At 36.7% G+C, this 19,889-nt stretch carries 19 protein-coding genes; 7 read left to right on the top strand and 12 right to left on the bottom strand.

The features are described 5' to 3' along the window. Positions 1-173: 173 nt before the first annotated feature. Both JNG87_RS20395 and JNG87_RS20390 read right to left on the bottom strand, forming a co-directional pair. Complete coding sequence (locus JNG87_RS20395; protein WP_202840718.1) at positions 174-1,151, bottom strand: glycosyltransferase family 2 protein; 978 nt, start codon at positions 1,149-1,151, stop codon at positions 174-176. A gap of 6 nt (positions 1,152-1,157) precedes the next feature. Next, positions 1,158-2,042, bottom strand: coding sequence for a lysophospholipid acyltransferase family protein (locus JNG87_RS20390; protein ID WP_202840717.1), 885 nt, complete (start codon positions 2,040-2,042; stop codon positions 1,158-1,160). Positions 2,043-2,123: 81 nt separating this feature from the next. On the opposite strand from JNG87_RS20390, the gene JNG87_RS20385 reads away from it, so the two are divergent. Beyond that, positions 2,124-2,696, top strand: a complete 573-nt coding sequence (locus JNG87_RS20385) for a thioredoxin family protein (protein WP_202840716.1) — start codon at positions 2,124-2,126, stop codon at positions 2,694-2,696. Between the two features lie 106 nt (positions 2,697-2,802). Here the strand turns inward: JNG87_RS20385 and JNG87_RS20380 are convergent, their stop codons facing one another. Next, entirely contained in the window at positions 2,803-4,164 is a 1,362-nt protein-coding gene (locus tag JNG87_RS20380) for an aldehyde dehydrogenase (RefSeq protein ID WP_202840715.1), read from the bottom strand. Between the two features lie 190 nt (positions 4,165-4,354). Here JNG87_RS20380 and JNG87_RS20375 point away from each other — a divergent pair, with 190 nt between their 5' ends. After that, complete coding sequence (locus tag JNG87_RS20375) at positions 4,355-6,034, top strand: hypothetical protein (RefSeq protein WP_202840713.1); 1,680 nt, start codon at positions 4,355-4,357, stop codon at positions 6,032-6,034. 17 nt (positions 6,035-6,051) lie between these two features. Further along, complete coding sequence (locus tag JNG87_RS20370) at positions 6,052-6,561, top strand: hypothetical protein (protein ID WP_202840711.1); 510 nt, start codon at positions 6,052-6,054, stop codon at positions 6,559-6,561. A 2-nt stretch (positions 6,562-6,563) separates the two neighbouring features. Here the strand turns inward: JNG87_RS20370 and JNG87_RS20365 are convergent, their stop codons facing one another. From JNG87_RS20365 to JNG87_RS20355, 3 genes are all read right to left on the bottom strand, one after another. Beyond that, a complete protein-coding gene (locus tag JNG87_RS20365) occupies positions 6,564-8,126 on the bottom strand; it encodes an MFS transporter (RefSeq protein ID WP_202840710.1) in 1,563 nt (520 codons plus the stop codon). 281 nt (positions 8,127-8,407) lie between these two features. After that, entirely contained in the window at positions 8,408-9,454 is a 1,047-nt protein-coding gene (locus JNG87_RS20360) for an HlyD family secretion protein (RefSeq protein ID WP_202840708.1), read from the bottom strand. 5 nt (positions 9,455-9,459) lie between these two features. Further along, positions 9,460-10,794 carry a TolC family protein gene (locus JNG87_RS20355; protein ID WP_238349632.1) on the bottom strand — a complete coding sequence of 445 codons (1,335 nt, stop codon included), beginning with the start codon at positions 10,792-10,794 and terminating at the stop codon, positions 9,460-9,462. 136 nt (positions 10,795-10,930) lie between these two features. On the opposite strand from JNG87_RS20355, the gene JNG87_RS20350 reads away from it, so the two are divergent. Beyond that, entirely contained in the window at positions 10,931-11,734 is an 804-nt protein-coding gene (locus tag JNG87_RS20350) for a helix-turn-helix domain-containing protein (RefSeq protein ID WP_202840707.1), read from the top strand. Positions 11,735-12,005: 271 nt separating this feature from the next. On the opposite strand, the gene rplI is transcribed toward JNG87_RS20350, so the two are convergent. The 3 genes from rplI to rpsF all read right to left on the bottom strand — a co-directional run bounded on the left by rplI (position 12,006) and on the right by rpsF (position 13,290). Next, a complete protein-coding gene (gene rplI / locus JNG87_RS20345) occupies positions 12,006-12,503 on the bottom strand; it encodes a 50S ribosomal protein L9 (protein WP_047429787.1) in 498 nt (165 codons plus the stop codon). Positions 12,504-12,613: 110 nt separating this feature from the next. Beyond that, positions 12,614-12,916 (bottom strand): 30S ribosomal protein S18, encoded by a 303-nt coding sequence (gene rpsR, locus JNG87_RS20340; protein ID WP_002979091.1) that lies wholly within the window; start codon positions 12,914-12,916, stop codon positions 12,614-12,616. Between the two features lie 32 nt (positions 12,917-12,948). Next, the gene (gene rpsF / locus JNG87_RS20335) at positions 12,949-13,290 is read right to left on the bottom strand and encodes a 30S ribosomal protein S6 (protein WP_034695444.1); all 342 of its coding nucleotides are present in this window, start codon (positions 13,288-13,290) and stop codon (positions 12,949-12,951) included. A 155-nt stretch (positions 13,291-13,445) separates the two neighbouring features. Here rpsF and JNG87_RS20330 point away from each other — a divergent pair, with 155 nt between their 5' ends. Further along, the gene (locus tag JNG87_RS20330; RefSeq protein ID WP_202840706.1) at positions 13,446-14,045 is read left to right on the top strand and encodes a hypothetical protein; all 600 of its coding nucleotides are present in this window, start codon (positions 13,446-13,448) and stop codon (positions 14,043-14,045) included. A gap of 6 nt (positions 14,046-14,051) precedes the next feature. Here the strand turns inward: JNG87_RS20330 and JNG87_RS20325 are convergent, their stop codons facing one another. The 3 genes from JNG87_RS20325 to JNG87_RS20315 all read right to left on the bottom strand — a co-directional run bounded on the left by JNG87_RS20325 (position 14,052) and on the right by JNG87_RS20315 (position 17,903). Further along, positions 14,052-15,404, bottom strand: coding sequence for a chloride channel protein (locus JNG87_RS20325; protein WP_202840705.1), 1,353 nt, complete (start codon positions 15,402-15,404; stop codon positions 14,052-14,054). Positions 15,405-15,704: 300 nt separating this feature from the next. Next, positions 15,705-17,012, bottom strand: a complete 1,308-nt coding sequence (locus JNG87_RS20320) for a dihydrolipoamide acetyltransferase family protein (RefSeq protein WP_202840704.1) — start codon at positions 17,010-17,012, stop codon at positions 15,705-15,707. Between the two features lie 63 nt (positions 17,013-17,075). After that, positions 17,076-17,903, bottom strand: coding sequence for an S-adenosyl-l-methionine hydroxide adenosyltransferase family protein (locus tag JNG87_RS20315; RefSeq protein WP_062675025.1), 828 nt, complete (start codon positions 17,901-17,903; stop codon positions 17,076-17,078). 133 nt (positions 17,904-18,036) lie between these two features. Between JNG87_RS20315 and JNG87_RS20310 the strand changes: the two genes are divergently transcribed. Further along, positions 18,037-18,996: a PhoH family protein gene (locus tag JNG87_RS20310; RefSeq protein ID WP_202840703.1), complete on the top strand. Its 960-nt coding sequence runs from the start codon at positions 18,037-18,039 to the stop codon at positions 18,994-18,996. A gap of 116 nt (positions 18,997-19,112) precedes the next feature. Then, positions 19,113-19,775 (top strand): porin family protein, encoded by a 663-nt coding sequence (locus JNG87_RS20305; protein ID WP_110010276.1) that lies wholly within the window; start codon positions 19,113-19,115, stop codon positions 19,773-19,775. Positions 19,776-19,889: the final 114 nt, after the last annotated feature.

Genomic DNA, 19,889 nt, shown 5'->3' with positions numbered 1-19,889 from the left:
TTCTCTGGTTTAAGGTTCAAAGTTTAAGGTTTAAAGTTTAAAGTTTAAAGTTTAAGGTTAATTAAAGTTATAAATTTTTACTTAATAAATCCTTAGTTCATGATATGTAAGAAAGTCGTAATTTTCAACCAATCCCTAATCCCTAATCTCTATGACCTGCAACCTATAACCTCTCATCTGCCACCTAAAAAATGCTTAAAAATCAGCCATTTTGATTGATAAAAAACCTTCTTCTGATGGCTTTGACGAAGTTTCCAAGTTCCCGGAATGTGACCATAAAACGCAAAGTGAGCTCTCAATACAGCCCACAGGTGGGAAATGCCATACTTAATTCCAAAATACACTCCGGCAATGCCATCTAAACATAATCTGAAAAAAATCACCCAGATTACCTGTGAAAAGGGAAGATTTTTAAGCAGCATAGAAAGATTGTTTCTCATATTTAAATAAGTCTTCTGTGCACTCTGCTTGTTGAGCGTTCCACCGCCTACATGATAAACTTTGGAGTTTCCTGTATAATAAATCTTTTTTCCTGAATTAATAAGCCTCCAGCAAAGATCAATTTCCTCCTGGTGAGCAAAAAATCTGGCATCAAAACCATTCTGCTCCCAAAAATCTTTTGAACGGATAAAAAAGCAGCATCCTGATGCCCAGAAGATCTCCGTTTCGTCATTATACTGGCCTTTATCTTCTTCCAGGTCATCGAAAACCCTTCCCCTGCAATATGGATATCCAAGGTTGTCAATCAATCCGCCGGCAGCTCCGGCAAATTCGAAATAACTTCTGTTATGAAAAGATAAAATTTTGGGCTGTACTGCGGATATAGCTGGATTGTTTTCTAACAATTCCAACACAGGTTCTGTCCAGTTCTCAGTAACTTCTACGTCGGAATTGAGAAGACAGTAATATTCATGTCTGATGGATTTCAGTCCTTCATTATAGCCGCCTGCAAACCCATAGTTCTTATCATTTTTAATAATATGTACTGTGGGAAAATTCTTTTGTAGAAACTCAACAGAATCATCCGTAGAAAGATTGTCTATCACATAGATGTCCGCATTCTGAGAAAATTGAACTACACCCGGAAGAAATTTCTCAAGCCAGTTTCTGCCATTCCAGTTTAAGATGGCAATTGCCAGTTTTTTCTGCATGTCAACCTATTTTTTTTCGGAATCAAAATTTTTGATAGAGTCCTGATATTTCCATTTTCTATGTGACCAAAGGTAGTTGTCAGGATGTTTATGTAAAGTGTTTTCCAGTAATTTATGAAATTTTCTCACGACCTCATTTTCTGTAAACTTTTCACCATCCGGATATATTCTGTGATAATTAACCTGATAATAACCCCGTTTTACCTTTTTCATTTCACAATAGATGAACACAAGGTCCATTCTTGTGGCAAGCCTGTCATAGCCTATAAAAGCAGGAGTACGTTGATTTAGAAATTCTAATCCGTAAGTGACATGAGCGTGGTGAGGCGTTTGGTCAGCGACAAACATATACGCTGAGTCACCGTTGTTTTTAGATCTGAAAATATTCAGAATAACCTCATTGGCTTCCAATGCTTCGTTTCCAAATTTGTTCCGGACTTTCTTCATCTGATTTTCCCAGAAATCACTGTTTACTTTTCTGTAAACGGGATGGCAGTGTGCCTGAGGAATAATTCTTGCCAGTGCATTGATCCATTCCCAATTGAAAACATGACCTGCCAAAAGAATAATATTTTTACCTTCTTCTTTAGCTTCGTGAAATAAATGCTGATTGATGTGCTGCATTCTCACTCTGGATTCTGTTTCAGAAATGCTGAAAGATTTAATCGTTTCTACCAGATAATCTGAAAAATTAAGGTAGAATTTCTTTCGGATCTTTTTAATTTCTTCTTCAGATTTATCCGGAAAAGAGTTTCTAAGGTTTTGAGTAATAACCTCTTTTCTGTATCCCACAATATAATAATTCAGGAAGAAGATAACATCCGAAAAAACATAGAGTATTTTCAGCGGAAGCTTTGAGATCAGGAATAATATTTTGATTAGAAAATTCATAAAACACGCAAATTTAGTGATAATAAAATTATGGTTCTATTTTTGCTGAGGGATATATGTTATTTTTTTTACTTTTATATTATGAAAAAATTGATAATATTCGCTTCTCTGGGATTAAGTGCTTTTGCTTTTTCACAAGAAGTAAAGAATTCGCCTGATAACGGAAAACAAAAAACAGCTCTTATAGTGCCTGCAGAACAGGCAAAATTAGAGGCTCAGAAAAAGGCAGCTGAAGAAAAGGCTAAGCTTCCTAAACCTTATGACCCAAAAGCAGATGCTCAGGCTGATATTAATAAACTGGTTGCTCAAGCTAAGAAAGAAGGAAAGAATGTGATGATCCAGGCTGGTGGAAACTGGTGTATCTGGTGTCTTCGTTTTAATAATTACGTACAGACTACTCCTGAACTGAAGGAATTAGTAGATAAGAATTATGTATACTACCATCTGAACTTTTCTCCGGACAATAAGAATGAAAAGGTTTTTGCCCAGTATGGAAATCCGGGTGAAAAATTTGGTTATCCTGTTTTTATCGTTTTGGATAAGGATGGGAAAATGATTAAGGTTCAGCAAAGTGATGTTCTGGAAGAAGGAAAAGGGTACAGTAAAGAAAAAGTAAAAGAATTCTTTACTACCTGGGCCCCAAAGAAAGGATAAAAATATAAAACTGCTTCAGAAATGAGGCAGTTTTTATTTTTATGCATTGATTTATAGATATGTTATAATACAAATAGTTAAATCTGTACAAATATAACCTTCAGCATTACATTAATTTCTTTATCCAGCTTAATTTTTTCTCTGAATAAGGCGGATATTTGATATTCGGTTCTCCCCAGGTTGCTTTTTCAAGAACTGCTTTTGGGTGTGAAAAGGTTTCGAAACCATATTTTCCATGATAATTCCCAATTCCTGAATTGCCTACGCCTCCAAAAGGAAGATGATCATTGCTTAAATGCATCACGGTGTCATTGATACAGCCTCCTCCAAACGACAATTTACGGGTGAAGTTTTCTTTTTCTTCCGAATCATTGGTAAAAAGATAAGCGGCCAGCGGTTTTTCAAGTTCTAAAACAGAATTAAGAGCTGCATTGTAATTTTGAAAACTGATGACAGGCAGGAGAGGTCCGAAAATTTCTTCCTGCATAATGTCATCATTCCAGTCTATATGATTCAGAATAGTGGGTTCTATATAGAGTTTTTCTTCATCAAAATTTCCTCCTGAATAGATTTTTTCTTTATTGATAAGATGTATAAGGCGCTGAAAATTCCTTTGGTTGATAATTCTTGTGTATTGTTCAGAATCCTGACTATATTTGAATTCTTTGATGTATTTTCTCAACATTTCCAGAAACTGTTCCTGAATAGTTTCTTCCACTAACAGATAATCTGGAGCTACACACGTTTGTCCGGCATTGAGGAATTTTCCCCACACAATTCTTTTGGCAGCCATTTCGAGATTGGCATTTTTTGTAACAATAGCCGGAGATTTTCCACCCAGTTCCAGGGTTACAGGGGTTAGATGCTCTGCAGCTGCCTTGTAAACAATCTTTCCGACTTTCGTGCTTCCGGTAAAGAATATTTTATCAAACCTTAGTTTTAAAAGAGCTGTGGTTTCATCAATACCACCTTCATACACATACAGGTATTCAGGCGGAAAGTTTTCATTAATGATTGCTGCCATTGCTTTCATTGTATTCTCTGCTATTTCACTAGGCTTCAGAATACAGCAGTTTCCGGCAGCCATTGCTGCAATAATGGGAGAAAGTGATAGCTGATAAGGATAATTCCAGGCTCCGATGACGAGTACACAGCCAAGCGGGTCAGCGTAAATTTTACTGCTTCCCAGTTGGTTGACAAGATTGGTTCTGACTTTTTTAGGCTTTGAAAGGGATTTTAAATTTTTGATATAATAATTAATATCATTCAGAATAAAAGACAATTCTGTGGTGAAGGTGTCAAATTTTGATTTTCCAAAATCCTTGTTAATAGCCTCATACAGCATATTTTCATGAAAAATAATAAGGTTTTTAAGCTTTTCAAGATACATTTTCCGGAAAGCAAGGCTTTTGGTTTGTTGTGTTTTGAAAAAATCTCTTTGCTTCAGTAGGATACTCTCAATTTCCATCGGTGACTTTTATAATATTGAACGTTCTTATTTTCAGGATCGTATAGGTTGGAAATTTATTAATAATAATTAAATATCGATCTAAATAAAATCATTTTATATTATTTTTTAATTAATTTAATGATAAATATTATAAAAATCATTATTTGGTGATAAAAATTTTGTAGTTTTATTTATATTAAATTTAAGGATGAGAAAGTTACTCTATTTATTCCCTTTATTTTTTTATTATTTCAGTTACGCACAATGTACAGGCTGCGGTGTTCAAAACCCTACCGATCCCAATTATCATTTTCCTGATAATACAACAGTCTGCTTTACTTCCGATATGACATTCAATAATCCGACGTTCGGGACAAATGCTAAGATTTGTATTGCTTCCGGTGTTACCTTGCAGTTTCAGAATAGTATAAGCGGAGCGGCAAATGCTCCTGTAAGCCTTGAAGTGCATGGAACACTCAATTTTAATCAGACCATAACGAGTGTTGCTAATCTCAACGTTCATGTTTATAATACCGGGAATATAGCAGTAGGTGGAGGGAATGGAAATCTCACCATAGACGGACAGATCAATGAAATTGTCAATGAAGGACTTATAGAAATGGGAGTTTTGCAATTAGGGGATAATTCCACCAATAAGATTGATAATTTTGGAAATCTGAATATTAACGGCAACCTGAATATGAGCAGCTCTGCTACCACTTTATTCCGGAACGAAGGAGGCGGATTGATATTTATTGGTGGTAATTACGGGAATAACGAACAGAGTGTGTATGTCAATTGTGGAACCATTATCTCTCAGAACGGATTTAATATTAATGGCGGTAAAATTATCAATACTGGAATTTTTACAGTTGGGGGAGATATTAATTTGTCCGGAAGCAGCAGCGAAATTTTTAATTTTGGACTTTTTACCTCTACGGGAAATATCAATAATGCCCCTGCTGATGCTGTTATTTATAATGAAGGAGAACTGGCGCTGAACCAGTATCAAGGGGGAAATGCTGCCATTCAGGGACCTGCTTCATCCACAAAAAAAGGATATATAGTGTTGCAAAATCCTATTCAGGTGGGAAATGTGGCTGTGGGGCCCAATCTTGATTTCAGAAGAACAACAGGTGTTTCTGACCCAGGCACGGTTTTCATGAACAGTAATCCAAGTTTTCTGACGAATGTTACCTATGATTGCGCTTCTACCAACAGCTGTAGTGCGCCTCTGATCATTAATCCCGGATTTTGTCCCGCCATTAATGGAGATTTTCCTCCAATGGCAGTAGATGATACCTATACTATTGCTGCAGGAGGATCTTCTGTGGGAATTGTACTGGATAACGACTTTGAAACGTATGGCGGAGCACAGGCAACCCTTTCCAATGTTATTTTATCTCAGGTATCCACCTCAAATCCCAATATTTCATTGAATATTACGGATGGACATATTCTGGTAGCTCCGGGAACTCCTCCAGGCAATTATACTTTAGTCTATCAGATCTGTCAGACCGCTTCCCCGTCAAATTGTGACACGGCAACGGTAACTGTTACGATTCAAGGGACTGTACCTTGTTATAAACCTGCAGTTACAGCAGGAACTGTTCTTTCTACGGATTTTGGAATTACTTCATTAAGCAGGGCAGATAAAGGAGGAAACAACTGGCCGGGTGTACGAAAAGGAGCGTGGGCTGTACTGGAATCAAAAAATAAAGGTTTTGTTCTTAACAGACTTACTGATGCTCAGGTAGCAGCCATTCCACAGGCAGATCTTAAAGAAGGAATGATGGTTTACAATACCACACAAAATTGTCTGCAGGTTAATACTGACGGAACAGCTGCAGGCTGGAAATGTTTCAATACCCAAACCTGCCCGGATTAACCAAAAACTGAATAGTTATGAAAAAAATATCCTTAATCATTATAATAACAGCTTCCGGAATTTTGAATGCACAGGTTGCTTTAGGGAAAACTGTTTTAGAATCAGCTTCATCATCTATTGAATTCGGGAGTGAGAACCGTGGGCTTGTTCTTCCCTGGGTAACTAATACCTCGGACATTCAGAATCCTGTGAATGGTACTCTGGTTTTTGATACTTCGGATATGAAGGTGAAAGTGTATCAGAATAACCTTTGGAAAGATCTTTCCGTAGATACAACAGGTATTGCTGATACAAGTCTGCAGGATAGTCTGGCAGATCAGCCTGATGCAAAAGTTTCCGTAGGAACACCATCTTCCGTTTCAGGAATTCTGGTGCTCGAGGATAATAATAAAGCCATGATTTTACCGAAAGTAGCTTCTCCTCATCTCAATATTATTTCTCCTGCAGCCGGCATGATGGTTTATGATACCCAGAAAAAGCAATTAGCAGTTTTCAATGGAACTGTGTGGTCTTTTTGGGGCGAGTAATTCTACATAATATTTCGTACCGCTATTTTTACAGGATGATACAACAGCAGCCCAATTGCAGTAATAAGAGCCAGCCAGAACAGACCCGTGAAAATTTCCATATTGGAAAGTAGAATTGACTGAGCTGTTATTTTAGCTTTAAAAGCACCGGCTGTCATGGATAAAGAATCGTTAACCGGTAGTTTGGAAATATTGGCTCCAAAGATTTGACTCCACTGATTATAGAAGACAGGATTCGTATCTGTGAGATTAGCGCTAAGACTGTCGGAATGTTTTAGTGTTAAAAATAACATCAGATTTTGCATCAAAGCATAACCGATAGCGGTTGTCCAGAAACGGGTGGTTGTTCCCAGCGCAGTAGCATTGGACACATATTCTTCCGGTGTTCCTGAAATTAAAAAGAAAACAAGCGGCGTAAATAATAATCCCTGAGCGACTCCCTGCAGAAATAAGGGCGGACAGATGGTAGAAAGGGTAGTATCAGGATAAAAAGTATAGGTAAACCAGGCACAATCTATGGCCAGTAAAAGAAATCCTGTAAAGAAAACAATCCTTGAGGAAATTCCCCGAACCAGACAGATTCCTGATAACAAAATACCCAAAAGAGTTCCTGCCACATTCCAGTACTGGATGTTCACAATATAATCCCATGGCCATTTCCATACGGTAGCCATGATGCTGTAGACATTATTCAACCCGGAACGGATCAGATAAAAAATGAAAAACAGGATCATTCCCACAATGACATTTTTGGAACTGAAAACTTCGAAATGGAACAACGGTCTCTTGGAATTTCTTTGTTTCAACATAAATAAGCCTCCGGAAAGAAGAAATATAAACAGACACATGATAATGGTATCAGACTCGAACCACATCAGTCTTTTACCATAAATAATGGCATAGCCGCCAGCCTGCAGGCATACCCAAAGAAGAAACCAGCTTGTAATATCCAATTGATACAAAGGTTTTTTAGGAAAAAACCGGTTTCTGTTGAACAGAGCAATACCGATGATCAATACAAACACATGGAAGTAGACCATCATCAGAACCATATGTTGGAAATCATAATCTTCAATACTTGATTTTAACAGGGAAGTCGTAATAGTTCCTCCGGTCAGCATAATCGTATACATAAAAAGATATGCTAAGACTTTGGCGTGCTTTGTTTTTAATTCTGCGATAATTAAAGGCAGGAAAATGGCACCTTCCAACAAACCGAAAATTCCTTCCAAAAACCGGATCACCAATATAACATGATAATCATTGGTGACTGATAAAATATAAAGAATAATCACCGAAATCGAGGCCATCAGCAAAACATAGTATTTCACGCTGAAATAGGCCATAAACCTCTGTAATACTAAAAGGGTAACCACAAATGTCCCGTACATCAAAATCATTAAATACTGGATGTCATCTGAATCTACATCCATAAAAGAAGATGTGAAGGCGCTGTTAGAATGTAAAAGCGACAACAACATCAGGTGGGGAAACAATGCCAGTATAAGAAGTGGCAGTTTCAGCCATTGTGGTACCCATTTATGATAAACTGAATTGTGCTGCATAATTTTTAGAAGCATTAAGCTAAAAAACAAAATAGCAAATTGCTATTGAGTTGTGTTTGAAAAACGCGAAAAGACAAGGGCAAAAGGGTGTAAAAGTAAAAGGTAAAACGGCCAATATGCTTGAAGAAAAAATTGGCAGATTTGCTATTTTGCGGTTTGCCTTTTCGCTAAAAAAATAATTTAATTTGAAAATTTGAAATTGGGAGAATTTGAAAATTAAATTAAACCGAATATTTTATACACTAATACTCTAATACTCTCAAACACTCCCACTCTCAAACTTAAATCTTCTTCGCGCTCACCAGAACATTCATTCCGGAAAGCAGCTTTTCATTGTTTTTGTTATTATCCAGAATAATTTTTACAGGAAATCTTTGTTCTATTTTCACAAAATTTCCGGTGGCATTATCCGGTTTTACCAAAGAAAACTGAGAACCTGATGCAGGAGAAACGGAAAGAATTTTCCCTTTAAACTCAACATCGGGATAAGCATCCGCAGTAATAATTACTTCCTTGCTCTGATCAATCTGTCCAAGTTGTGTTTCTTTGTAATTGGCAATGATCCATTTCTCTTTGCTGACTATCTGTACCAAGGCCTGGCCTTCTTTAATCAACTGCCCTTCCTGAATGGTCTTCTTTCCTACCCATCCGTCATAAGGAGCAGTAATTACGGTATAAGAAAGATAAAGCTTAGCATTGTTAAGACTGGCAGAACTCTGCTGGATCTGGCTTTTTACAGGGGCTACTTTCGTTTGTTGTTCGTTCGCTCCGGCTTTTACGGCATTTTTCTGTTGTTCCAATGCTAAAAGATTGGCTTTTGACTGTTCATAAGAAGCCTTTACATTCTCAAATTCCTGTTCGGTAGCAGCATCTTCTGCCAAAAGGTTTTTATATCTTTTAAAATCCTGCTCCGTTCTCCAGATATCAATTTTTGCAGAGGCAATTTTAGCATCAATAATCTTTGTATCACTTTCTTTGGTGCTGACACCGCTTTCAATGGTGCTGATGGTTGCTGTGTTAGCGTGAAGATTGGCCTCAGCCATCTGTACCTGATTCACAAACTCTCTGTTGTCAATGACGATTAATGTATCACCTTTATGTACAAACTGGTTTTCGTTAAACCGTATCGTTTTGATGAAACCTGATACCTTGCTGGATACAGGCGTAATATATTGCTCGATCTGTGCATCATTGGTTGTCACATTCTTTCTCGAAAAAAGATAAAAACTGATCATTCCCGTGATTCCGCTGATGATTAGAATCCAGGCCAGTAAAGTAATGGACTTGTTGATTCTTTTTTCCTTTTGTGTCAGTTGTTTCTGTGCCATAGTTTTTATAAGTTTCCAATCGTATATTGGAGTTGGTAGTATTTAAGTTGTCTGTTAATTTTAACGGAAATAAGATTAGATTCAGCTTCCAGATAAGCATTGTCTGCGTCTATCAGTTCTGTGATAAGACTTAGCTTATTGGCATATTTTGTTCTTACAATGCGGTAGTTTTCCTTAGCCTGTTTAATCGCTTCTTCAGCAATTTTTACCTTCTGGTCTGTCTCTTCAAACTTTTTATAAGCCTCATAAACATTGTGTCTTACATTTTCCTCGTTTTCTTCAATCTGAAGTTTGGCAAGATCAATATTTTCCCGTGCTTCCTGCATTCTGTATTTATTTTTGTACAGATTCTCGATAGGATAGGTAAGATTTACCCCCACCATTCCCAAACGATACGCATAAGGTTCCGGAGGGAAAAACATCATGTTCGGATACTTTAAAAAATATTCTCCGCCAGCGGTAATTTTGGGTAAATAATTCGCTTTGGTAATCTTTTGATCGAGCTCCTTAAGAGAAAGATTCTTATGGGTGATTTCAACAGACTCATTTTTGTTTAAGGCTGTTTCTGTAAGCTCATCAACATAAGGAATGGCAGCATTGTCTGAAATAAGATCTTCTGTATTGACGTGCATTTCCTGATTTTCCGGAAGCGAAAGAATTGTTTTCAGTTTGTGCTCTGCAATCTGAATATCGTTATCCAGTTCCGTCCAGCTCATTTTATGATTGGAAAGTTGTAAAGAAGTTCTTAAGACTTCATTGACAGTTACAACACCATTAGCTTTCAATGCTTTTACCTGCTTGATATTGACGGAATCTTCCTTCATTTTATCATTAATAAGACTCTGCTGCTCTTTTAAATGATGGATCTGTAGAAAAGCCGTAATGATGGTCATTTTAAGCTGTCTCTCATCGAGATGGGTTTTTAAAGCAGAAATTTCAGTGTCAATAGCCGCTTTCCTTTCTGTATTTTTGATTTTCCCTCCCATATAAACCGGGATCGATGCTGATAATGTAAAATCATACATTCCATTGATTACATCATACTTGGTGGCTTTATTAAATACACCATTCTGATGCTGGAAAAGGTTAGTTACCTGATTATAGCTTGTATGAAATTCAATGTCCGGGAGTTTCTCCATCTTGAGATCTTTCTCTTTGGTCACGGACATTTCCTGTTTCAGATGACTGATCTGTATGTTTTTGTTGTTTTTCAAACCAATCTCTACAGCTTGCTGTAGGCCGAGATGCTGGTAATCGATCATCTGTGAATGTAAAAAACTGCTCAATAATAAGCACAACGCAATGCACATATACCGGCATGCGTTCAATATGATATTCATAAATTAATTAAAGGATTTTTGCTAAAATGATTTTGATGCAGCAAAGTTACGATGAGATGCTACAGACCCTATTTGTGAAAACAGAAAAATATTTGCTCATTTACGCCAATTTAAAAATTCTTCTTACCTTTAGAGTATGAACGACAGCCATTTTAAAGCGGTAGAAGAAGATGATGCCGAATTTTACATCTATCATGTGCTCACAGGAAATGTTACCACAGAGATTCATTATCACAGTTCAGCACAATTAGTCTATGCAGAAGGCGGTATTGTGCATGTTTTCACGGATCAGAAACACTGGTATCTTCCTGCCAGATGCTTTATGTGGATTCCTGCCGGTACACCGCATTATATTTTTTCAACCAGCCCCAAGGTTGATTTGTATAACTTTTATTTTAAGAAAGAAGAAAATGAAAGTGGCTTTTTTGATGAAATCAATATTTATTCTGTCAATAATCTCCTTCGTGAGATGATTTTCTTTACTAAAGACTGGGATGGGAAAATCACAAAAAATGATACCTCAAAATATTATTTTCTCAAAGCTCTTAAAGGAGTTTTACAGGAAAAGAAACATAAACATCTGGCATTTCCGATACAGCATCCTTTCCCAAAAGATGAAACATTGCTGAAGATTGCAAGATATATTCATGCTAACCTTGAGAAACCCCTCACAATTGAATCTACGGCAAAAGAATTCGGAATGAGTACAAGAACGCTTTCCAGGAAATTTAAAGAGATTCTGGGCATGAATTACGTTCGCTTTCTGAGAGCGTTACGAATTACCCGTTCCCTTGAACTGATGCTGGAAGGAAAATACAATATGTATGAGATTGCCATGATGGTAGGGTACAACAGCCTTTCGTCTTTCAGTAATATCTTCAAAAAGGTAATCGGAATGGCACCTACGGAGTATCAGCATAAATTGAGAGGGGATAAGTAGTGAGTTTGAGGGTTTGAGGGTTTGAGAGTTTGAGATTCGGGTTACGGGGTGCGAGGTAAGGGTTTATAGTGTGGAAAAAGATTTTCCTACCTGTTCTTACTACAGGGTTGTTAAAAAGATAATTTAGCGAATAATAACAGTTAAGATTTCCTATATTCCCCTTCCTTGAAGGGGTGGATTTTTGCAAAGCAAAAAGACGGGGTAGTTCAATAAAAAAACCACCTCAATAAATTGAAGTGGTCTTGTATTGTGAGAAATTCTCAGTTGCTTATTAAGCTTCTTCAGTTTTAGCTTCTTCTTTTTTAGGAGCTGCTTCCACTGGAGCATCAGATACGATATCAAACTCGTAGTTGTACTCAACATTTCTGTGAAGTCTGATAAGAGCTGCGAATTTACCAGTTCTCTTGATCGTGTTACCAGGAATTTTGATGTATTTTTTCTCTACAGAAACACCAGCTTTTTCTAAAGCAGCAGATAAATCAGCATTGTTGATAGATCCGAATAATTTGTCACCAGCACCTACTTTTGCAGGGATCGTGATAGAAGTTTTCTTCAATTGCTCAACTACAGCGTTAGCAGCAGCGATTAATTTAGCTTCTTCTTCTTTTCTAGCTTCTAATGTAGCTTCTAAAGCAGCTTTGTTTTTAGGTGTAGCTAAAAGAGCAATTCCTTGAGGAATTAAGAAGTTTCTAGCATAACCTGGCTTTACGTTTACTGTATCAAACTCAAGTCCTAAGTTTTCTACGTCTTTTTTTAGGATAATTTCCATTGTTGTTGTCCTTTTATAGATTTTAGGTTGTATCTAAAATCAAGTTAGAATTAATGATGTATTCAGCAACAAAAGAAGAGGAAAAACCTCTTCTCTTATTTATTTTTGTCTTATTTCAATAAGTCAGCTACGTATGGTAGTAAAGCAAGGTGTCTTGCTCTTTTGATAGCAGCAGAAACTTTTCTTTGGTATTTTAAAGAAGTTCCAGTGTATCTTCTTGGTAAAATTTTACCTTGCTCGTTTACAAACTGTAATAAGAAATCAGCATCTTTGTAATCAACGTGCTTAATTCCGTATTTTTTGAATCTACAATATTTCTTTTCAGATTTTGTATTGATATCAAGCGGAGTAAGGAATTTTACTTCTGATTCTCCTCCTGCTGAGGCTTGTTTAGCCATTTCATCTATTGCCATGTCTTGTCTTTTTTAAAAAATAGGGTTAATAATTAAGCTTTAGCTGCTTTTACTTTAGCTCTTCTTGTTACAGCGTACTCTACAGCGTGCTTGTCAAGTTTTGTAGTAAGGTAACGGATTACTCTTTCGTCACGCTTAAATGCTAATTCTAAATCAGCAACTACAGTACCTTCTCCTTTAAATTCGATTAAAGTATAGAACCCATTCTTTTTCAATTGAATCGGGTAAGCTAATTTTTTTAATCCCCAGTTTTCTTTAGCAACGATTTCGCAGTTCTTTTCTTTGATTAGATCTACATACTTGTTCACTGCTTCCTCTACCTGTGCCTCAGATAGAACGGGAGTTAAAATGAAAACAGTTTCGTAATTGTTCATAATGTTAAAAAATTTGTTAATTATTTCGAGGTGCAAAAGTAGAAAATATATTTCTTATATGCAAGAGGATTGGTGAAATAGTTGGTAGTTGTTGGTCAGGGAATAAATATGAAATCTATTTTTTGTATTTTAGTGATCTGAAAAACTTTTAATGTATGAAAACTAAATTGTATATCTTGTCATTACTCTTAATGGGCGTTGTTTGCTATTCTCAGGACAAAATTTCCATGAAAAACGGGACTTCACTTGATGTTAAACTTATAGAAATAGGAACTTCCAATATCACTTACAAAGAATTGGATAATTTGGATGGGCCTACTCACGCTATTGATAAATCTGAAGTTTTTCAAATATCATACAATAATGGTAAGACAGATGTTTTAGGGAAATATAAAACGGTTGATGAAGCTAAAGATCTTATCGTTTCCAAAATCAATGAATTTGGGGTTGATCGGGATAGAAGTAGTTTGACGCTGCAGGCTGCATTTGAAGAAAATAATATTAAAATTAATTCAGTGAATGCAAAAGGACGTATTGTAAATGAAGGTGACTTATGGGATATGGCCAAAGTTGTAGCGTTTCATAATATTTCTAAAAGGAAGGATAATGTATTCTTTTTAAATATTGTAACGTACAAAATAAAGAATACCGAAAAGGAATTAAGCAAACTGGTCATTAAAATGACAAACTATGAAGCTGCCGAAAGTGTACTGGAAGCTATGAAAGATTTAAAAATTATGTTGAAAAAAGAGTAAATTTCTTTAATCCTTTTCTCTCAACTCCGTTAAAAAATTCACCTTCAAAACATCATACAAAGAATGTCTGCTTACCAGGATGGAAGCAATAGAAGAAACCATTCCGGCAAGCATAAGGTGGAATATCAATGAATGTCTGTCTGTCATTTCCAGCACAATAATCGCTGAAGTAAACGGGGCTCTTGTAATTCCGGTAAGGAAAGCAACCATTCCGCCCAGAATCACCACATTGGTTTCGTTGGGTGTTAAATGAATAATTCCTGAAATAACAGAACCTATACTTGCTCCCGCAGTAAGAGCCGGAGCAAAAATTCCGCCGGCACCTCCGGAAGTAAAGGAAAGGGCAGGACCCAGCATTCTCAGAATGGGAACATACCAGTCTTCATGCTTGTCTTTGGTAAAAAGAACCCGCTCCATGATTTCTTTTCCTGATCCCAGAACTTCTCTGTTGATGAAATAAGCGATGGAAGCAATAATTAAGGCACAAATGATCAGAAAGACCACGTTGGCTTTATCTGTTTTCAGTTTTTTCTTCTTCCAGCTATTGATTGTAAGCATGGTGACGGATAGCTGGCTTGCCAGAATGCCGGCAGTGGCAGCTACCAGTATAATAGGAAACATCATCATTAAAGAAACATCATTGGTTTTAGGATAGCCGAGATATAAATAAGATCCCGCTAATGTTTGAGCGGTAAGACCTGCAATGATTACTGCTGTAAATAAGGCTGTTTTGAAGTAATTAATATGAGTTTTTGACAGCTCTTCCACAGCGAAAACAATTCCTCCCAACGGAGTATTGAACGCTGCTGCAAGTCCTGCTGCCGCTCCTGTCATAATCATATTTTTTTTGGAAATCTTTGGCCACCATTCGGGAAGGTATTCATTCACTTTTCTGAAAACAGAGCCGGCAATCTGAATGGTAGGTCCTTCACGTCCTACAGCACCTCCTCCGATGGCCAGAATAACGGAGGAAAGGATTTTGAAAAATATAATCTTAATACTTAAAAGATTCCGGATTTTCCTATGTTCTTTCGGATTGGCCAGTTCTACAGCCGCCATCACCTGAGGAATCCCGCTTCCTTTGGCATTCGGCGCAAATTCTTTCACCAGCCACCAGGAAAGTACAAATCCAACAGGTGCAATAATAAAGATCATCCATGCGTGCCAGTCGAAAATGAAATTCATCAGATGTTCGCCCCATGCAAATACCTGTGCGTACATCACAGCAAAAAAGCCTGTAATTACAGATCCTATCCAAAAGGGAATGGCCTGAAGCAGATTATGCTTCAGCTGTTCGTTCCGGATATTATCGAAGGAATTTTTGAGGGATCTTTTTATGAGGACGAAAATTTTCAGCATTTGTCAGTTTAGAGATGTAAAAATACGTGATCTTCTATAATATAATGAGTATCTATTTCAAATAATATTTGTTTTAAAATTAATACTAATACCTTAAACTTCCAAAAAATATTTAAGTGTTAAATTATCAAATTAATAAATAAAAATTGTTTTTATTGAATTTTTATTGTTTGTTTTGTTTGTTTTTTAATCTTATGAGTTTTTATGAGTCTAATTAATAAAAACAAAAAAAACCTCCGATTACATCGAAGGTTTAGTATTTAAAATCAGCAAAAATTACTTATTACTGATTCTCATTACTTATATTTCTGTGTTCAGATCCCAGTTTTCAAGGTAGTCGTGAACGTGCTTCAGCATCATTCCTCCCAGAGAACCGTCTACCACTCTGTGATCATAAGAGTGAGACATAAACATTAAGTTTCTGATAGCAATTACGTCTCCGTCAGCTGTTTCAAGAACTGCAGGTTTCTTAACGATTGCTCCGATGGCTAAAATAGCTACCTGAGGCTGGGGGATGATCGGTGTTCCCATAAGGTTTCCGAAACTTCCTACGTTAGAAATTGTGTACGTAGCCCCTTGAGTATCTTCTGGTCTCAATTTCTTGTTTCTTGCTCTGTAAGCTAAGTCATTGATTGCTTTTGCAAGCCCTGAAAGAGATAACTGATCTGCATTTTTGATCACAGGAACGATAAGGTTTCCGTCCGGAAGGGCAGTAGCCATACCGATGTTGATGTTTTTCTTTTTGATGATGTTTTCACCATTTACAGAAACATTGATCATTGGGAAATCCTGGATTGCCTTCACTACCGCTTTTACGAAAATAGGCATGAAAGTCAGTTTTTCACCTTCACGTTTTTCGAATACAGCTTTGTTTTTATTTCTCCATTTTACGACGTTGGTAACGTCTGTTTCAATGAAAGAAGTAACGTGTGGGGCAATTTGTTTTGCTTTCACCATGTTTTCAGCGATGATTTTTCTCATTCTGTCCATTGGAATGATCTCATCACCTGCACTTACCGGAATAGTAGCTGCCGGAGCTGATACTGCCGGTTGTGGAGCAGAAGCTGTCTGTACCGGAGCGGCCTGCTGAGCTGGCTGGCTTCCTCTGCTGGCAACATAAGCTAATATATCTTCTTTGGTAATTCTTCCTTCCAAACCGCTTCCTTTGATAGATTTCAGTTCAGTTTCAGAAATTTTTTCCTGTTGTGCGATAGATTTTACAAGTGGAGACAGATAAAGATCTCCTGAGAATTCTACGTTTGAAACAGCTACTGTTTGCAATGGCTCTTCAATCGCTTTTAAAGTTTCAGCATCCGGAGCAGCCGTTGGAGTTTCAGTTTTTACTTCTTCTGAAGCTGTACCTTCTCCTTCAATTTCTAAAATAGCAATGGCTTCACCTACTTTTGCAACTTCATCTTTTTGCTTTAAAATTTTTACAATTTTCCCCGAAACTGGTGTCGGTACGTCTGAATCTACTTTATCTGTTGCAATTTCTACTACGGAGTCATCCTCCTTTACGTTATCACCTTCATTGAATAACCAAGTGATAATTGTCGCTTCCATAACACCTTCTCCCATGGAAGGAAGCAATAATTTGTATTCTGCCATTTTTGATTTTTAGATTTTGACAAATATATAAAAAAAATCGGTTTTTTTAAGAAATATATAATCTTAGCTGAATTCGATATAAATATTTTCTCCCACATTCAGTCCAAACAGGCTTTTAGCACCGTTTTTCTTGCTTCCTTTGTAGATGGTAAGCTCCAATAACTGACTATCATTGAAGATCGCTGCAGACTGTCCGTGGAATTCGGTCTCTCTTTTCCAGTCTGAAACAACTTCTGTATGGCTGGAAAATATTCTTGAAAGGCTTAAATTTCTGAATTTTATGGTAAAACTGTTGTAACCTTTACTGATGTTCTCAAAAAAATCTTTATTGATATTTGATATTATATTTCCGAAATTATCAATATAGGTCACTTCACCAATAATCATCCCTTCCGATTCATTATAAACCGCCCGCGGGAACATCAGCTGTTTTGCTGTGCTGATTTTTCTTCCTATCACTTCAGGAAGTCCGCCATTGGCAAGATGCACTGCTGCAGGAACAAAAATGTCCGTAGAAGTAAAGTTGATAACGTCGTCAAAACGATTGTTCAGCGTAAGTTCGTAGATGGCTTCCGGTTTTATATCAAAAAATATAAGGCTCAAAAGGCCGTTGTCTGCCGCCAGGAAGTAAGATCCGTCTGCTTTATAGAGGATATTCTTTCTTGATTTGCTGTAAAAACTGTCTACAGAAAGAATGTGAATGCTTCCTTTGGGAAAATATTTATAAGCATTTCTTACAATATATGAAGTCTGTATAAGATTGAATGCCTGGATTTCGTGGGTGATATCAATAATATTAACCTCAGGGTTTAGAGACAGAATTTTGCCTTTCACAGCAGCAACTCTGTAATCTAAATTTCCGAAATCCGAAGTAAGGGTAATAATTGACATGAGCAATTTATAGAATAGTGTAGTATTGCAAAGTTATTTAAAATAAAAAGAAAGCCCGAAAGATTGTTGAAAAGAATTTGATATAAATTTGAAAAAAAGCTTTAATTTTAAAATCTAAAAATAAAAATACTGCATGTTTGAATTAACATATGATTTGGAAGATATCGATGCGAAAATCTTCTATGGAGTTAATAACCAATATTTCAACTTAATAAAATCAAGCTTTCCAACCATAAAAATTACAGGAAGAGATCATTTTATCTTTGCCATGGGAAATCAGGAAGCTTTAGACATACTGAAGCAAAAACTTGACGATATTGTCAGTTTTATCTCCAAAAACAATTCAATAGGACTGAAAGATGTTGAAAATATATTGAATATTAAAGACGAAAACGAGAAACAGCTGGTATTCGACCAGGATATTATCGTAAAAGGAGTCAACGGCAAAGTAATTAAGGCAAAGACGACCAATCTTAAAAAGCTGGTAAAAGAAACAGAGAAAAAGGACATGGTTTTCGCCATTGGACCTGCAGGGACAGGAAAAACATATACCAGTGTTGCGTTGGCAGCAAGAGCTTTGAGAGATAAAGAAGTAAAAAGAATTATCCTGACCAGACCGGCTGTAGAAGCAGGAGAGAGTCTGGGATTTCTTCCTGGTGACCTTAAAGAAAAGCTGGATCCGTATTTACAACCTTTGTATGATGCGCTTCGTGATATGATTCCCCATGAGAAACTGGAAGGTTTCATGGAGAAGAAAGTGATTGAAGTAGCACCATTGGCCTTCATGAGAGGGCGTACACTGGATGATGCTTTTGTGATTTTGGATGAAGCACAGAACACCACTCATGCTCAGATGAAAATGTTTCTTACCAGAATGGGAATGAATGCCAAGTTCATTATCACGGGAGATCCAAGTCAGATTGACCTTCCGAAAAACCAGCAGTCCGGACTGAAAGAGGCCATGAGAATTTTAAATGGAGTAAAAGAAATAGGATTTGTACACCTTACAGAAGAAGATGTGGTAAGACACCCGGTGGTAAGAAAGATTATCCTTGCTTATAACGAAGAAGAGAAAAGACTAAGAAACGACTAGTAAAATGAGTAAAAGTTTCTGTTAACCTTTTATTAACCTTAAATTAGTTGGTTAAAATTTGTTAATTTGAAAAAAATAGTTAGTTTTGCACACCTTAAATGTAAAACTAACTAAACATGAAAAAACTTTTACTTGTTGCAGCAGTCGCTGCTATGGGAATTTGTGCCAACGCACAGGAATTTCGATTTGGTCCAAAAGCCGGTTTCGCAATGTCTACTATTAAACTAGACGATAAGCAAGATGATCTTGACGGAAGAAAAATGTCTCCTAAATATACTTTCTATATTGGTGGAATGGCTGAGTACAAATTCAATGATAACTTTGCAGTTCAGGGAGAAGTTTTGTATTCACCACTTGGAGCCAAGGAGAAAATTGATGGAGTAAATGCTGGAGGAATGTATTTTGGTGAATCAACTAAAGTAACTTTTGGAACTCTTTTGGTTCCTGTTTCTGCAAAATACTTTATTACAGAAGGGTTCTCTGTAGCTGCAGGTCTTAACGTAGGAATTATCCTTACTGCTAAACAAAAGACTGTGATAGGTTCAGATTTCCTTGACGTAGAAATGGAAGGAGATACCGGTGATGTAGATATTAAAAAAGATATCAAGTCTTTAAATCTTGCCCCTTTCTTAGGGGTTGAATATATGCTGGAAAACGGACTTTTCTTTGATGCAAGATACAGCTTAGGAGTATCCAACCTATCCAATGATAACAGCGGAGGTACAGTAAAGAACAGCTTTGCTCAGGTAGGTGTAGGTTTCAAATTCGGAGGAAATTAATTCTGAAAAATTTACTTTTAAATGATAATAAAAGCAGGACAAATTTTGTCCTGCTTTTCTGTTATAAGACAATTTTATTCTAATGATGAAAATAATTAGTATTTTTGCAGGGTA

Origin of the sequence: Chryseobacterium cucumeris (genome assembly GCF_016775705.1) — a bacterium.
In the GTDB taxonomy this organism is placed as follows: domain Bacteria; phylum Bacteroidota; class Bacteroidia; order Flavobacteriales; family Weeksellaceae; genus Chryseobacterium; species Chryseobacterium cupriresistens.
The sequence above is the reverse complement of the archived record's forward strand: the minus strand, read 5'-3'. Positions and strand labels throughout refer to the sequence as shown.

What these genes read in the sequence shown, in the direction of transcription:
- JNG87_RS20395 (WP_202840718.1), bottom strand. Translation starts at nt 1,151, where the DNA reads ATGCAGAAAAAACTGGCAATTGCCATCTTAAACTGGAATGGCAGAAAC.
- JNG87_RS20390 (WP_202840717.1), bottom strand. Translation starts at nt 2,042, where the DNA reads ATGAATTTTCTAATCAAAATATTATTCCTGATCTCAAAGCTTCCGCTG.
- JNG87_RS20385 (WP_202840716.1), top strand. Translation starts at nt 2,124, where the DNA reads ATGAAAAAATTGATAATATTCGCTTCTCTGGGATTAAGTGCTTTTGCT.
- JNG87_RS20380 (WP_202840715.1), bottom strand. Translation starts at nt 4,164, where the DNA reads ATGGAAATTGAGAGTATCCTACTGAAGCAAAGAGATTTTTTCAAAACA.
- JNG87_RS20375 (WP_202840713.1), top strand. Translation starts at nt 4,355, where the DNA reads ATGAGAAAGTTACTCTATTTATTCCCTTTATTTTTTTATTATTTCAGT.
- JNG87_RS20370 (WP_202840711.1), top strand. Translation starts at nt 6,052, where the DNA reads ATGAAAAAAATATCCTTAATCATTATAATAACAGCTTCCGGAATTTTG.
- JNG87_RS20365 (WP_202840710.1), bottom strand. Translation starts at nt 8,126, where the DNA reads ATGCAGCACAATTCAGTTTATCATAAATGGGTACCACAATGGCTGAAA.
- JNG87_RS20360 (WP_202840708.1), bottom strand. Translation starts at nt 9,454, where the DNA reads ATGGCACAGAAACAACTGACACAAAAGGAAAAAAGAATCAACAAGTCC.
- JNG87_RS20355 (WP_238349632.1), bottom strand. Translation starts at nt 10,794, where the DNA reads ATGAATATCATATTGAACGCATGCCGGTATATGTGCATTGCGTTGTGC.
- JNG87_RS20350 (WP_202840707.1), top strand. Translation starts at nt 10,931, where the DNA reads ATGAACGACAGCCATTTTAAAGCGGTAGAAGAAGATGATGCCGAATTT.
- rplI (WP_047429787.1), bottom strand. Translation starts at nt 12,503, where the DNA reads ATGGAAATTATCCTAAAAAAAGACGTAGAAAACTTAGGACTTGAGTTT.
- rpsR (WP_002979091.1), bottom strand. Translation starts at nt 12,916, where the DNA reads ATGGCAATAGATGAAATGGCTAAACAAGCCTCAGCAGGAGGAGAATCA.
- rpsF (WP_034695444.1), bottom strand. Translation starts at nt 13,290, where the DNA reads ATGAACAATTACGAAACTGTTTTCATTTTAACTCCCGTTCTATCTGAG.
- JNG87_RS20330 (WP_202840706.1), top strand. Translation starts at nt 13,446, where the DNA reads ATGAAAACTAAATTGTATATCTTGTCATTACTCTTAATGGGCGTTGTT.
- JNG87_RS20325 (WP_202840705.1), bottom strand. Translation starts at nt 15,404, where the DNA reads ATGCTGAAAATTTTCGTCCTCATAAAAAGATCCCTCAAAAATTCCTTC.
- JNG87_RS20320 (WP_202840704.1), bottom strand. Translation starts at nt 17,012, where the DNA reads ATGGCAGAATACAAATTATTGCTTCCTTCCATGGGAGAAGGTGTTATG.
- JNG87_RS20315 (WP_062675025.1), bottom strand. Translation starts at nt 17,903, where the DNA reads ATGTCAATTATTACCCTTACTTCGGATTTCGGAAATTTAGATTACAGA.
- JNG87_RS20310 (WP_202840703.1), top strand. Translation starts at nt 18,037, where the DNA reads ATGTTTGAATTAACATATGATTTGGAAGATATCGATGCGAAAATCTTC.
- JNG87_RS20305 (WP_110010276.1), top strand. Translation starts at nt 19,113, where the DNA reads ATGAAAAAACTTTTACTTGTTGCAGCAGTCGCTGCTATGGGAATTTGT.